This window comes from Tritonibacter horizontis (assembly GCF_001518015.1).
Taxonomy (GTDB): Bacteria; Pseudomonadota; Alphaproteobacteria; order Rhodobacterales; family Rhodobacteraceae; genus Epibacterium; species Epibacterium horizontis.
Genome location: NZ_LPUY01000095.1, coordinates 1 through 13,379, shown reverse-complemented (window position 1 = coordinate 13,379; position 13,379 = coordinate 1). Strand labels below are relative to the sequence as shown.

Annotated in this window: 12 protein-coding genes; 7 read left to right on the top strand and 5 right to left on the bottom strand. The window is 61.9% G+C overall.

What is annotated here, in order from left to right; translation table 11 throughout:
• Window positions 1-23: 23 nt before the first annotated feature.
• The 5 genes from TRIHO_RS17975 to TRIHO_RS17955 form a co-directional block, all read right to left on the bottom strand.
• The gene (locus TRIHO_RS17975; RefSeq protein WP_068246938.1) at window positions 24-1,604 is read right to left on the bottom strand and encodes an ABC transporter substrate-binding protein; all 1,581 of its coding nucleotides are present in this window, start codon (window positions 1,602-1,604) and stop codon (window positions 24-26) included.
• Window positions 1,605-1,988: 384 nt separating this feature from the next.
• The gene (gene nagA / locus TRIHO_RS17970) at window positions 1,989-3,131 is read right to left on the bottom strand and encodes an N-acetylglucosamine-6-phosphate deacetylase (protein WP_068246935.1); all 1,143 of its coding nucleotides are present in this window, start codon (window positions 3,129-3,131) and stop codon (window positions 1,989-1,991) included.
• The gene (locus TRIHO_RS17965) at window positions 3,128-4,156 is read right to left on the bottom strand and encodes an SIS domain-containing protein (protein WP_068246932.1); all 1,029 of its coding nucleotides are present in this window, start codon (window positions 4,154-4,156) and stop codon (window positions 3,128-3,130) included. Before TRIHO_RS17965 ends, nagA begins: the two co-directional genes overlap by 4 nt.
• 13 nt (window positions 4,157-4,169) lie before the next feature.
• Window positions 4,170-4,925 (bottom strand): GntR family transcriptional regulator, encoded by a 756-nt coding sequence (locus tag TRIHO_RS17960; RefSeq protein ID WP_068246929.1) that lies wholly within the window; start codon window positions 4,923-4,925, stop codon window positions 4,170-4,172.
• Window positions 4,912-5,799, bottom strand: coding sequence for a BadF/BadG/BcrA/BcrD ATPase family protein (locus TRIHO_RS17955; RefSeq protein WP_068246926.1), 888 nt, complete (start codon window positions 5,797-5,799; stop codon window positions 4,912-4,914). The genes TRIHO_RS17960 and TRIHO_RS17955 overlap by 14 nt, the downstream gene beginning before the upstream one ends.
• A 181-nt stretch (window positions 5,800-5,980) precedes the next feature.
• Here TRIHO_RS17955 and TRIHO_RS17950 point away from each other — a divergent pair, with 181 nt between their 5' ends.
• The 7 genes from TRIHO_RS17950 to betI all read left to right on the top strand — a co-directional run bounded on the left by TRIHO_RS17950 (window position 5,981) and on the right by betI (window position 12,940).
• Entirely contained in the window at window positions 5,981-6,871 is an 891-nt protein-coding gene (locus TRIHO_RS17950; protein WP_068246923.1) for an N-acetylmuramic acid 6-phosphate etherase, read from the top strand.
• A 43-nt stretch (window positions 6,872-6,914) separates the two neighbouring features.
• Window positions 6,915-8,168, top strand: coding sequence for an ABC transporter substrate-binding protein (locus tag TRIHO_RS17945; protein WP_068246920.1), 1,254 nt, complete (start codon window positions 6,915-6,917; stop codon window positions 8,166-8,168).
• 83 nt (window positions 8,169-8,251) lie between these two features.
• Window positions 8,252-9,166: a carbohydrate ABC transporter permease gene (locus tag TRIHO_RS17940; protein ID WP_068246917.1), complete on the top strand. Its 915-nt coding sequence runs from the start codon at window positions 8,252-8,254 to the stop codon at window positions 9,164-9,166.
• Window positions 9,167-9,179: 13 nt separating this feature from the next.
• Window positions 9,180-10,019: a carbohydrate ABC transporter permease gene (locus TRIHO_RS17935; RefSeq protein ID WP_068247212.1), complete on the top strand. Its 840-nt coding sequence runs from the start codon at window positions 9,180-9,182 to the stop codon at window positions 10,017-10,019.
• A gap of 136 nt (window positions 10,020-10,155) precedes the next feature.
• On the top strand, window positions 10,156-11,190 hold the full coding sequence (locus TRIHO_RS17930; protein WP_068246914.1) for a Gfo/Idh/MocA family protein: 1,035 nt from the start codon (window positions 10,156-10,158) through the stop codon (window positions 11,188-11,190).
• Entirely contained in the window at window positions 11,187-12,182 is a 996-nt protein-coding gene (locus tag TRIHO_RS17925; RefSeq protein WP_068246911.1) for an ABC transporter ATP-binding protein, read from the top strand. The genes TRIHO_RS17930 and TRIHO_RS17925 overlap by 4 nt, the downstream gene beginning before the upstream one ends.
• A gap of 179 nt (window positions 12,183-12,361) precedes the next feature.
• Window positions 12,362-12,940, top strand: a complete 579-nt coding sequence (gene betI, locus TRIHO_RS17920) for a choline-binding transcriptional repressor BetI (RefSeq protein ID WP_068246908.1) — start codon at window positions 12,362-12,364, stop codon at window positions 12,938-12,940.
• Window positions 12,941-13,379: the final 439 nt, after the last annotated feature.

Sequence of the window (13,379 nt, the reverse complement as noted above, 5' to 3'; positions counted from 1 at the left end):
ACCTGCTGCGCGCTGCATGCTCATCAGTTGATCTTGAAGTATTTGACCTTGGGCTGATCTTCGGGATCGACTGCGATGTCGACGCTTTCGGACATGCCCCAGTTCAGAACCTGGTGGTGGATCGGGATATAGAGCTGCTCGTCCTGAACCACGCGCCAGATGTCGGCGATGTCCTGGTTGCGGGCTTCCAGATCGGTGTTCGACGCCAGCGATTTGATCTTCGCGTCCAGTTCATCGTTGTCGTAGCCGGTCCCGTTCCAGGTGCCGATATCGCTTTCACGACCGTGAACGAGGAAGTTGAAGACATACTCGGAATCATAGGTCGGAACACCCCAGCCAAGCATGTAGAAGTCAGTCTTGCTGTCGGTGATCAGCGGGAAGTGCTGCGCCTTGGGTTTCGCGTCGAGGTTCACCGTGATGCCGATCTGACCAAGCATGCCGACAGCCGCCTGACAGATCGCCTCGTCGTTGACATAGCGATCGTTCGGGCAATCCAGACGCAGGGAGAAGCCATCGGCGTAGCCTGCTTCTTCCATCAGGGCCTTGGCACCTTCGATGTCGGTCGAGGACTCTGCGTCCATTTCAGCGGTCCAACCGTTGACGAAGGGCGGCGCGATCATGCCGGCGGGCTGGGATTGACCGCGCATCACGACCTTCTGGATCGCATCGCGGTTGATCGCCATCGACATCGCCTTGCGCACGCGCACATCAGCCAGAGGGTTCTTGCCGTCGATGTTGTCCGCTTCGATATCGTCCGCGCCCATGTTCATGCCAAAGAAGATAACGCGGTTCTGCGGCGCCTGACGCACCATCAGGCCCTCGGCGCTATCCACGCGTTCCAGATCCTGAACCGGCATGTCCTGCAAAAAGTCGATCTCCCCCGACAGCATCGCGGCGACGCGGGTCGCGGCGTTCTGGATCGGGGTATAGACGATCTCGGTCACTTCCAGCGGGAACTGACCGGTGCCCCAGTAGGACTCGTTCAGGGTCATGACCGTCTTGACGTCGGGTTCGCGGCTTTGCAGCACATAGGGGCCGGTGCCGTTTGCGTTGGTCGTCGCATAGGTGATCTCGCCACCTTCGAAATCCTGCACGTTCACGGTGTTGTTCGCCTCGGCCCAGCCCTTGTCCATGATGAACAGGTTGGTGAGGTTCGACGGCAGGATCGGGTTCGGCCCGTCGGTTTCGATTTCAACCGTCAGGTCATCAACCGCGCGCACTTCGGTGATAGAGCCGATCAGCTCTTTCATGTCGGAGTTCGGCTGCTTGGCGCGCTCGAAAGAGAACACCACGTCTTCGGCGGTGAAATCCGCGCCGTCGTGGAATTTCACACCTTCGCGGAGCTTGAACACCCAGACGTTCGGATTGTCCTCTTTGGGGGCCCATTCGGTTGCCAGCGCCGGTTCAAACGCACCGGTCACATCGCGGATGATCAGCGGTTCGTACATCTGGTGGCGGATGGTGTGGGTCGGCCCTTCGTTCTGCGCATGCGGATCGAGCGTCAGCGCATCGCCGGAGCGCGCCCAGCGCAGCGTCTCGGCGCTCAGCGGTGCCGCCGAGGCCAAAAGGATCGACGTGAGTGTCAGTGCAGTTGTGGTCTTCATAGGACCTCCCCTTGTCTTTTTTTGATCTGTTTTAGATTTGATCAGCCCGCAAGCCGACAGATTGGTGGCCGCAGTCTTGGCGAACATTCCGGGTTTGACAAGACCGCGCAACCGGATTGGATAAAATATATTCCACCTCTGCCACTTGTCGCGCCAGCTGACCTGACGTCACGGTTTTCAAGGGAAACGGCGGCGGAATCGCACGGATGTCACCGATAGGTCAGACTATCCTCGCACTCCTTGGAAAGGTCCACATACCGCCAGAGGATCACGTGCCGGAGAGTGGCACGCGACCAAAAATTTCTTGCTGACAAATGGCCCGACCGGGCGCGCGCCGACGCTCAGCCCCCCCCCAGTGCGGCGGGTCTGCCCAGCGCCGCGCGGTCACGCGATCAGGGGCGTTGCCGCACTGAGATCAGACCGGATACGGATCATGTCGGCCAGGGGATATCCCGGCCTGCCGAGGTCGATGCTGCGCCCGATCAAACCCGCAGGAATGCGGGTCGCGGCGGCGAGCGCCTCGGTGAGCGCGACGCCACATTGCCCGGTCAACACCGCCAGCGCGGTGGTCAGATCCAGGTCCGCCCCGGCCAGCGTTCCATCCGCCAGACAGAGGCGGCCCGCGCGGCGGGTGATCTTGCGGCCTTCCAGCTCGAACTCACTGTCCGTGGTCCCGGCCACCGCCATTGCATCGCTGACCAGAAAGATCTGCCCGGCGCCACGCCGTTTGGCGACCCAGGCCGCGCGCAGGGTCGCCGGGTGCACATGGATGCCATCCGCAATGATGCCCGCTGACAGGTCCCCCCGTTCCAGCACCGCCCCAACCAGCCCCGGCGCCCGGTTTCCAAGCTGGCTCATGGCATTGAACAAATGGGTCGCGCAGCGCGCGCCCGCCTCGACATAGGCAACACAGGTTTCAAAGGGCGCGTCGGTATGGCCCAGCGAAACCAGCACCCCCGCCGCCACCAGCTGGCGCACCTGCGCCACAGTGACGGATTCCGGGGCGATGGTCATCTTCAGTTTCGGCAGTTGCGGAGCGGCGGCACAGACCCGTTCCAGATCGGAGACCTCCATCGGGCGGATCAGAGCCGCGTCATGGGCGCCCTTGCGCGCCACCGACAAATGCGGCCCCTCCAGATGCAGCCCCCCAAAGCCCCGCACGCCGGCCTGAGCAGCAGCCACCCCTGCCGCAAGGGTCGCGGCGGTCTTTTCCGCCGTGTCGGTGATCAGGGTCGGCAGGATCGTCGTCGCCCCCAGACTGCGGTGGGCCGCGGTGATCCGCTGGATGTCCTCAAGGCTCGGCGCATCGTTGAGCATGACGCCGCCGCCCCCATTGACCTGCAGGTCGACATAGCCGGGCGACAGAATATCGCCGCCCAGATCCACCTCTTCGCCCCGCGCGCCGGTCTCGGCCTCGGGCACCAGGGCCACGAGACACCCGTCCCGGAACTGGGCTGCGTATCCGTCCCGTAGCCCGTGCCCATCAAAGATGGGACCGCCGGAATAGGTGCAGAGCGACTGGGTCATACGGTTTCCGTCACTTTGTTGAGGTGCCGGGGCGCATCCGGGTTGACCCCACGACGTGCCGCGACCGCTTCGACCATGCCGTAAAAGGACACGATGGATGCAATCGGGTCGGTGATCCAGTGATCGGTGCGCACATGCGGCAGCACCTCGGCGCCGGTGGCCCGTTCAGTGGTGGCAAAGACCTGCGCGCCCTTGGCGACCAGCGCCTCGGCCATCTCCGCAACGCTGGCTTCGGCCGCGTCCCCGGCGGCAAAAGCGATCACCGGAAAATCCTGCCCGACAATAGAGACAGGCCCGTGCAGAACCTCTGCCGCCGAATAGCTCTCGGCGTGGATCTGGCAGGTTTCCTTGAACTTCAGGGCCGCCTCGTTCGCCACCGCCCAGCTGGGACCGCGCCCAAGCGTATAGAGCGAGTTGCCGTCAATCGCCTCGACAGCGGCGGACCAATCACAGTCCTTGGCCTTGGCCAGATGGTCCGGCAGCTTGCGAATGGCAGCCAGAAGCGCGGCGTCCTGTTTGACCTCCGCCAGCATCCACAGCCCGGTCACCAGCGAGGTGACAAAGGTCTTGGTGGCGGCAACGCTCAGTTCCGGGCCGGCGTGGATCGGCAGGATCGCGGCAGAGGCTGCGGCCAGCGGCGAGGCAGCATCATTGGTGATCGCAACCGTATAGGCGCCCTTGGCAGCAAAGGCAGAGGTCAGCTGGACGATGTCGGGGCTTTTACCGGACTGCGACACGGAAATACTCAACGCGCCCTTGCAGGACAGATCGACGCCGTAGATGGATTTCACCGAAGGCCCGACAGAGGCCATGGGCAGACCCAGCAACAGCTCGCTGGCGTATTTCAGATAGGTGCAGGCATGATCGGAGGACCCTCGGGCCACCGACAATAGGTAACTCGGCGCAAGATCACGCACCTCTCGGGCGGTTGCGGACACAGCCTCCGCCCCTTGGGTCAACAGCCGCTCGACCGCCTCGGGGATCTCGTCGATTTCACGTCGCATCTGGGTCTGAGGAGCGCTCATGGTTCAAAACCTTTCAATTGGACAGCCGCAGTTCCGCGACAAAATCATAGGCGTCACCGCGGTAGATGGACCGGGTCAGCTCGGCCACGCGCCCATCTTCGAGATAGGACAAACGCTGGATGCGCAGCCCTGCCGTGCCCTCGGCCACATTCAGCAATCTGGCTTCGGTCGGTTCGAGGTTGATCGCGGAAATCTTCTGGATCGCACGGACAGGTCGATGCCCCAGGCGATCCAGCGTTGCATAGAGCGAGGTCGTGACCTCCAGCGGGTTGGGAAGGATCGTCAACGGCAGCGCGGCGCGTTCCAGCGCCATCGGCTGTGCACCTGCCTCGCGCAGGCGATAGATCCGGGCCACAGAGGCATCCGGCTCCAGGTGCAGCACACCGATTTCCTCGTCGGTGGGCAAAAAGATGCCGCGCTCCAGCCACTTCGACGTGGTGTCCAGGCCGCGGCGCTGCATGTCTTCGGTAAAGGAGGTCAATTGCGACAGCGACTGTTCGACCCGGGCGGGGTTTTCCCGCACAAAGGACCCGGACCCCTGACGCTGTTCGATTGTGCCCTGCTGGACCAGCTCCTGCATCGCCTTGCGCACCGTCACCCGCGACAGATCGGTGATGTCTGCGATCTCGCGTTCAGGCGGGAGTGAGCTGTTGGGCGGCAGAACGCCGGAGCTGATGGCCTCTTCAAGACGGCGGCGCAACTGAACATAGCGCGGGCCTGCGCCCTGATCGAACCAGCCGTCGGGCTGCAGGAACTCAGTGATGCTCATGCCGGACCTCTCTTGCAAAGTCATGCGCCAGGGCAATCGCCCCATCAAGCGGCGTGCCCACCGGAGCTACGCAGGCTTCTTGCATCTCAGTCGGCAGCCAGGGGTGGAATTCCGGCGCAATGCCACCTGTCAGACACAACGGCAATGCGGTGCGCCAGCCGATCCGGCGCAACGTGGCGGCTATCTCCTCCCCGGCTTGCGCCAGAACGGCCTGCGCCAGTGGATCGTCAGCGGCGGCGAAATCCGTCACCACCGGCGCGAGCCGTCCGAAATCCACCGGCTTTGCCGCACCCGCAAAGGCCACGATCCCCGCCGAGCCACCAAAGCGTTCCAGCATCTGCGTGCCCAAGCCCGAGACCGCCCGCAGGCCGTCGACCTCCTCCAGGGTGCAGGCCAGCGCGCGCCGCCCAACCCACTGCGCCGAGGCCGGATCGCCAAGCACCGCCCCCCAGCCGCCCGCGAATCGGGTGTTGCCGTCGATCTGCGCCGCAAAAAAGGACCCCGTCCCACAATGCGCGATCACCCCGTCGCGCGGACCAAGCGCGCCGCGCAGGGCCGTGGGACGGTCATCGGTCACCCGTGCCTTGCGAAAGGGCAGCGCCGCGGCAAATCGCTCTGCGATCTCCGCACCGGTCACCCCGGCAATTCCGATATAGATCGGACAGTTCGCCAGCGTTTCGGCCGATTGGCCCGTCGCGGAGGAAAGCCGCGCCAGACCATCGACAACCTGCGCCACCGCGCCGGCAAAGTCGGTCGAAATATTCGCTGGTCCCGTCTCTGCCATGATCACTTCCGACCCGCGCGACAGCGCCAGCCGACACCGCGTGCCGCCGCCATCGAGAGCCAGAACAGAGGTTTCCAATGTATCCATCATGGAAATACCATTACGATACCAAACCGCCTTTTGGAAGACGAAATCAAAACCAACCCTGCAGTAAATGTCGGCAAACGCGACGAAATCGAAATTTTCCAGGACCAAAACCAGACATACCGGATCGAATAGTAGACAAAAGGTATCATATGGGTATTGTTGCTTTAAACTTGGAGGGAATCACGTGCCGACCGCAGCCACGGAACAACTACATGCACAGGCCAAGGATCTGGATGCGCGCCCCCTGGCCGAGGTGGCCGCGATTCTGGCACAGTCCCAGCACGATGCCGCCCTGTCCCCACAAGGCACGCTTGGCGCGATCTGCTCGGGCGCTCAGGCGATGGCCGATGCCATTCGCTCTGGCGGGACGCTGCATTATACGGCGGCCGGGTCATCGGGATTGATGGCCGCCGCGGATGCGCTGGAACTGGGCGGCACCTTCTCGATCCCAGCCGCCCAGCTGCGGGTCCATATCGCCGGCGGCATGCCCACCGGCGTCGAAATGCCCGGCGGGACCGAGGACGAAACGGCCGAGCTCGAATCCGCACTGCAAGATCTGTCGGCGAAGGATGTCCTGATCGGCGTGTCCGCCAGCGGGACCACCCCCTACACGGTTGCAGGCGCCCGGCTGGCCAAGGCCCGTGGCGCGACAGTGATCGGCATCACCAACAATCCAGACGTCGCGCTTTTGACCCTGGCGGACCATCCGGTCCTGCTTGCGACGCCGCCAGAGGTCATCTCCGGCTCCACCCGGATGGGGGCGGCAACGGCGCAGAAAATCGCGCTGAACATGCTGTCCACGCTGATGGCGATGGAGCTGGGGCACGTGCATGACGGCATGATGGTGAACCTCAGGGCAGACAATATCAAACTGCGCGCCCGCGCGCGCCAGATCGTCACCCGCATCGCCAAGGTGTCGAACGAGATCGCCGACCGCGCCATCCTGGCCGCAGACGGCAACGTGAAATGCGCCGTGCTGATTGCAGCCGGCGCCACCGACCTCACGGACGCCACCGCGCGTCTGGGGACCACAGGTGGCAAGCTGCGTCCCGCGCTGCTGTCACTCGAAGAATAACAACAAGAAGAACACGATCATTTTCCAATAGGAGGAAGACCCCATGAAACGCAATTTTATGATGGCAGCCCTGACCGGCACGGCGCTGGTCGCAACCTCGGCTTTGGCCGAAGATGCCACGCTGACCGTTGAAAGCTGGCGCAACGATGACCTGACCCTGTGGCAGGACAAGATCATCCCGGCGTTCGAAGCGACGCACCCCGGCATCAAGATCAAATTCAGCCCCAGCGCGCCGACCGAATACAACGCGGTTCTGAACTCCAAACTGGATGCGGGCTCTGCTGGCGATCTGATCACCTGCCGTCCGTTCGACGCCTCGCTCGCGCTTTACGAGGCCGGCCACCTGGCCGCACTGGATGACATGACCGCGATGGGCAACTTCTCTGACGTTGCGAAATCCGCATGGCAGACCGACGATGGGTCCGCCAGCTTCTGCGTGCCGATGGCCTCCGTGATCCACGGGTTCATCTACAACAAAGACGCCTTCGCAGAGCTGGGCCTGGACGTTCCCACCACCGAGGACGAATTCTTTGCCGCGCTTGAAACCATCAAGGAAGACGGCAACTACATCCCGATGGCGATGGGCACCAACGACCAGTGGGAAGCCGCGACGATGGGCTACAACAACATCGGTCCAAACTACTGGAAGGGCGAAGAAGGCCGCAAGGCACTGATCGCCGGCGAGCAGAAACTGACCGAAGAACAGTGGGTTGCCCCCTATGCGACGCTCGCCAAATGGGCCGATTACCTGGGCGACGGCTTTGAGGCGCAGACCTATCCCGACAGCCAGAACCTCTTCACGCTGGGCCGTGCCGCCATCTATCCGGCCGGCAGCTGGGAAATCTCCGGCTTCAACGCGCAGGCCGATTTCGAAATGGGCGCGTTCAAGCCGCCAGTCCGGGCTGCGGGTGACACCTGCTATATCTCGGATCACACCGATATCGGCATCGGCATGAATGCCTCCACCGCGCACCCCGAAGCGGCCAAGGCGTTCCTGAGCTGGGTCGCATCGCCGGAATTCGCCGAAATCTTTGGCAACGCGCTGCCGGGTTTCTTCCCGCTGTCGAACGCCCCGGTCGAGCTGGAAGATCCGCTTGCCAAGGAATTCGTAAGCTGGCGTGGCGAGTGTGAGAGCACCATCCGCTCCACCTATCAGATCCTGTCGCGTGGCACGCCGAACCTCGAAAACGAAACCTGGGGTGCTTCTGCCGCGGCGATCAAGGGCACCGAAACCCCGGAAGCCCTGGCTGAGGAACTGCAGTCCGGTCTTGCCAGCTGGTACGAACCGCAACAGTAAGTCCCCGAAACGACAAACGACTGCTGTCTTACCCTTCCCGGACGCGCCATTCCGTGCGTCCGGGATCTGGACCGGAGGTTCCCATGCATAAGCCCCGCATCCGCTGGCATATCGCCATTTTTCTGGCCCCTGCCGTGCTGATCTACACCTCGGTTATGATCTTCCCCTTGTTCAACACGTTGCGCCTCGCCCTTTTTTCCAAGGTCGATCAGGAACGCGTGTATGTCGGGCTGGAAAATTTCCGTACCCTGTTCTTTGATCCGATCTGGTCGGAACAATTCTGGAATGCCCTGGGCAACAACTTCTGGTTCTTCCTGGTCCACATGCTGGTGCAGAACCCGATCGGGATCGCGCTGGCCGCGCTTCTCAGCCACCCGCGCCTGCGGTTTGCAGCACTCTATCGTTCGGCCATCTTCATTCCGACAATCCTGAGTTTTGTGATCGTCGGCTTCGCCTGGAAGCTGATCCTGTCGCCGATCTGGGGCATTGCCCCCTCGATGCTGGACGCTGTGGGGCTGAAGTCGCTGTTTGCCCCCTGGCTCGGCAAGGAAGAATATGCGCTGACGACGCTGGCAATGATCTCCGTCTGGCAATTCGTCGGTATCCCGATGATGCTGATCTATGCCGCATTGCTGTCGATCCCCGAAGAGATGCTGGAGGCCGGCGAGATTGACGGTGTCACCGGATTTGCCGCCTTCTGGAAAATCAAACTGCCACTGATCCTGCCCTCTATCGGGATCATCTCGATCCTGACATTTGTGGGCAATTTCAACGCGTTTGACCTGATCTATGCGTCCCAAGGCGCGCTGGCCGGACCGGATTTTTCCACCGATATCCTGGGCACCTTCATGTATCGGACATTCTTTGGCTTCCAGCTGCAACTTGGCGATCCGCATATGGGGTCTGCCATCGCCGGCGCCATGTTCGCGATCATCCTCGTCGGCGTCTGTCTCTACCTCTTCGGCATCCAGACCCGGATGCGTCGCTACCAGCTTTGACGGGAGGCACATGATGAATACGGCACGATCCAATCCGATCAATGCGATTGCCATGCATGGCGCCTTGATCCTCTACACGCTGATAGCGCTGTTCCCGGTCTTTGTGATCCTGATCAACAGCTTCAAGACCCGCAAGAAGATCTTTCGCGAACCGCTCGCCCTGCCGGACGCCGAGAGTTTCTCGTTGGTTGGCTATCAGACCGTTCTGAAGCAGGGGGATTTCTTCCTCTACTTTCAGAACTCCTTCATCGTCACGGTCGGCTCGCTCACCCTGATCCTGCTGTTCGGGGCCATGGCAGCCTTTGCGCTGAGCGAATATCGTTTTCGCGGCAACATGATCATGGGGCTCTATCTGGCGCTCGGGATCATGATCCCGATCCGCATCGGCACCGTCGCCATCCTTGAGATGATGGTCTCCACCGGGTTGGTGAACACCCTCTGGGCGCTGATCCTTGTCTACACGGCGCAGGGCCTGCCGCTGGCCGTCTTCATCCTGTCGGAATTCATGCGACAGGTCAGCGACGACCTGAAAAACGCCGGGCGCATCGACGGGTTGAGCGAATATACCATCTTTTTCAAACTGGTACTGCCTTTGGTGCGGCCCGCCATGGCCACTGTGGCCGTGTTCAACATGATCCCGATCTGGAACGATCTGTGGTTCCCGCTGATCCTTGCCCCGGCCGAGGAGACCAAGACACTGACCCTGGGCAGCCAGGTTTTCATCGGCCAGTTCGTAACAGACTGGAACGCGGTTCTGTCGGCCCTGTCGATGGCGATCCTGCCGGTGCTGGTGCTTTATGTCATCTTCTCGCGTCAGCTTATTCGCGGCATTACATCGGGAGCGGTGAAATGATGGCGGATATCGTGCTCTTCAAAGGGCAGCCCCCGGCCGCGGGAGGGGATGAAGCCCCCGCCCGGGGCGGCGGCGGGGGGCTGTCCGGACGGCAAGCCGTCCGGGCTGATGGAACTCACATTTTGGGAGGTCTGGCATGACCCGCATTCTGATCGCCGGCCTTGGCAACATGGGCCTGTCCCACGCGCTTGCCCACCACAACCATGACTCCGCCGAAATCGTCGGCCTTGTGAACCGCTCCGGCACCGTCAGCCACCCGGATCTGCAGGGCTATCCGACCTTCACCGACTTTCACGCGGCACTGGAGGAAACCCAGCCCGACCTCGTGATTGTCGCCACCTATTCCGACAGCCACGCCGACTATGCCGTGGCCGCGATGGAGGCCGGCGCGCATGTGTTTGTCGAAAAGCCCCTCGCGACCACGCTCGCGGATGCCCAACGCGTTGTCGCCTGCGCCGAGGCCACGGGTCGCAAGCTGGTCGTCGGTTATATCCTGCGCCATCACCCGTCCTGGGTGCGGCTGATCGAGGAGGCGCGCGCCCTTGGCGGGCCTTATGTGTTCCGCATGAACCTCAACCAGCAAAGCACCGGCGCCGAATGGGAAACCCACAAGGCCCTGATGCAGACCACCGCGCCCATCGTCGATTGCGGCGTCCACTACGTGGATGTCTGGTGCCAGATCACCGACGCAAAACCCGTTCAGGTCAACGCCATGGGCCTGCGCCTGTCGGATGAGATCGCGCCGGATATGTACAACTACGGCCAGTTTCAGGTCACCTTCGACGATGGTTCCGTCGGTTGGTACGAGGCCGGCTGGGGGCCGATGATGTCGGAAACCGCCTTTTTCGTCAAAGACGTGATTTCGCCAAAGGGGTCTGTCTCGATCACCGAGGCCGACAAGGCCGGATCATCGGATGTGGATGGCCACACCCGCGTTGGCGGTCTGCTGGTGCATCGTGCCGAGGGGGACCAGCTTATCAACCTGCCCGACGAGCCGGGCCATCAGGCCCTATGCGATGCGGAACAGGCCTATATGCTGCGCGCCATCCGCGATGATCTCGATCTTTCCCGTCACGCGCGCGACGCCGTGCAATCGCTCGCCATCTGCCTTGCCGCCGATGAAAGCGTTCGAACCGGGACCCCTGTCAAACTGAATGAGGTAACGCCATGACTGCGCTGACCCTGACCAATGTGAACAAATCCTTTGGCACCGTGCATGTCCTCAAGGACATCAATATCGAAGTGAACGAGGGCGAGTTTGTTGTTTTTGTCGGCCCCTCCGGCTGCGGTAAATCCACGCTTTTGCGGACCATCGCTGGGCTGGAGGACGTGACCTCTGGCGAAGTCCGGATCGCCGGAGAGGTGGTGAACCAGACACCACCCTCCAAACGCGGCATCGCCATGGTGTTCCAGTCCTATGCGCTCTATCCGCACCTGAATGTGCGGGGCAACATGTCGCTGGCGTTGAAACAGGCCAAGGAAAGCAAAGCCACCATCGAGGCCCGCGTGGCCGAGGCAAGCCGGATGCTCAGCCTTGGCGACTATCTCGATCGCTTCCCGTCGGAACTGTCGGGCGGTCAGCGCCAGCGCGTGGCGATTGGTCGTGCCATCGTGCGCCACCCCAAGCTGTTTCTGTTCGACGAACCCCTCTCGAACCTCGACGCGGCCCTGCGGATGAACACCCGGCTGGAAATCGCCAACCTGCATGAACAACTCGGCGCGACAATGGTCTATGTAACCCATGACCAGACCGAGGCGATGACCCTTGCAGACAAGATCGTGGTGCTGCGCGATGGCTGCGTCGAGCAGATCGGGAGCCCGATGGAGCTGTACAACAACCCTGCCAACCAGTTCGTGGCCGGGTTCCTCGGGTCTCCCGCGATGAACTTTCTGCCCGCAAATTTGCTGGAGGACGGCAGCCCCAACACCCTTGGCGTGCGGCCCGAGGATCTGATGCTCGATCCGGCCGGCCCGTTGGAGATCACCACCAAACATGTTGAACATCTTGGCGGCGACACCAATGTGATCGCGGATTGCCATGGGCACCAGATCACGCTGCGACTGTTTGGCCAACACGCGATCCACAGTGGCGCGGCACTGCGTCTTGGTGTTGCAGAGGGGAAATCGTTCTTCTTTGACGCAAAGGGCAACCGCCTGCGCTGACGCTCTCGCGCCCCCTGCCCCAGCCCCGCCCTTGGCCCACAGTCTGACGAAAGGGGCCAGAAGCCCCAGACGATCCCTGCGGCTGCGGCCCTTCCGGGCGCGCTCTGGCTTTTGGGATTTTTGTTGACCTTTCGGACGTTGGTTGTCATTTGCAATTAAGCTGACGTCAGGAGTGATCAATGCCCAAGCTGGGGATGGAACCCAAGCGCCGCGCCGCACTGGTCTCCGCCGTGATCGACGAGATCGGCGAAACCCGGTCTTTGGACGTCACGGTTGCCAAGATCGCGCGCCGCGCAGGCATGAGCAGCGGACTGGCGCATCACTACTTTGGCAGCAAGGAACAGATGTTGATTGCCGCGATGCGGCACATCCTGGCAGAGTTTTCGTCCAAAGTACGCGCGGGCCTGCGCGGCGCGGAGGGTCCCAGGGCGCGCCTTGACGCGATCCTGCGGGCGAATTTCGCGCCGCATGTGTTTGAACCGCGCAAAACTTCGGCATGGCTGAGTTTCTATTCGCTGGCCCAGTCCAAACCGGATGCCGCCCATCTGATGCAAATCTACCAGCGACGCCTGCATAGCAACCTTGTCCACGACCTGCGCAAACTCACCGATCGCCCGGAGGAGGTCGCCACGACACTGGCGGCCCTGATCGACGGCGTCTACCTGCGCGCCGCGCTGACCGATGGAGCACAAAGCGACCGGGCCTTCGCCACCGTTTCCTCTGCCTTGGACACATTTCTAAACCGCGATCCGCGCTGAGACATCACCGGACCAATTCGAGGACGATACGTTTCGAGGCTTCCGCGGAAAGACGGTGTATGAAGTTGCAACTTCAATCGGCCCGACCTTGCAAACGGCCCCTGTTCGAATGGAAATTTCATCGTTTTGAACGAGGCTCAACCATAGAATTCAGGCAGCTGTTTTCAGTTCACTGCGGGTGGCAGTCCGCCGATAGGCCGCTAATCTGACTGCCTCAGCACCCGTGTCTGAGAGCTGGTGGCTACGCTGAGCAATCCCCAGAGCCCCCGGATTCAAAGGAAGCGCGAGATGAGGTGTGAGGTTCCCCTCCCAACGTTTCCGTCGACGGGTGCGAGGTGGGTGTTAAACGACGAAAGCGCCCTATTGGGCGCTTTGTATTGTATTTTTGGTTGCGGGAGTAGGATTTGAACCTACGACCTTCAGGTTATGAGCCTGACGA

Excerpts from the sequence above, each read along its gene's own strand:
- TRIHO_RS17975 (WP_068246938.1), bottom strand. The coding sequence starts at position 1,604 with ATGAAGACCACAACTGCACTGACACTCACGTCGATCCTTTTGGCCTCG.
- TRIHO_RS17935 (WP_068247212.1), top strand. The coding sequence starts at position 9,180 with ATGAATACGGCACGATCCAATCCGATCAATGCGATTGCCATGCATGGC.
- TRIHO_RS17965 (WP_068246932.1), bottom strand. The coding sequence starts at position 4,156 with ATGAGCGCTCCTCAGACCCAGATGCGACGTGAAATCGACGAGATCCCC.
- TRIHO_RS17940 (WP_068246917.1), top strand. The coding sequence starts at position 8,252 with ATGCATAAGCCCCGCATCCGCTGGCATATCGCCATTTTTCTGGCCCCT.
- TRIHO_RS17960 (WP_068246929.1), bottom strand. The coding sequence starts at position 4,925 with ATGAGCATCACTGAGTTCCTGCAGCCCGACGGCTGGTTCGATCAGGGC.
- TRIHO_RS17955 (WP_068246926.1), bottom strand. The coding sequence starts at position 5,799 with ATGATGGATACATTGGAAACCTCTGTTCTGGCTCTCGATGGCGGCGGC.
- TRIHO_RS17930 (WP_068246914.1), top strand. The coding sequence starts at position 10,156 with ATGACCCGCATTCTGATCGCCGGCCTTGGCAACATGGGCCTGTCCCAC.
- TRIHO_RS17945 (WP_068246920.1), top strand. The coding sequence starts at position 6,915 with ATGAAACGCAATTTTATGATGGCAGCCCTGACCGGCACGGCGCTGGTC.
- TRIHO_RS17925 (WP_068246911.1), top strand. The coding sequence starts at position 11,187 with ATGACTGCGCTGACCCTGACCAATGTGAACAAATCCTTTGGCACCGTG.
- nagA (WP_068246935.1), bottom strand. The coding sequence starts at position 3,131 with ATGACCCAGTCGCTCTGCACCTATTCCGGCGGTCCCATCTTTGATGGG.
- betI (WP_068246908.1), top strand. The coding sequence starts at position 12,362 with ATGCCCAAGCTGGGGATGGAACCCAAGCGCCGCGCCGCACTGGTCTCC.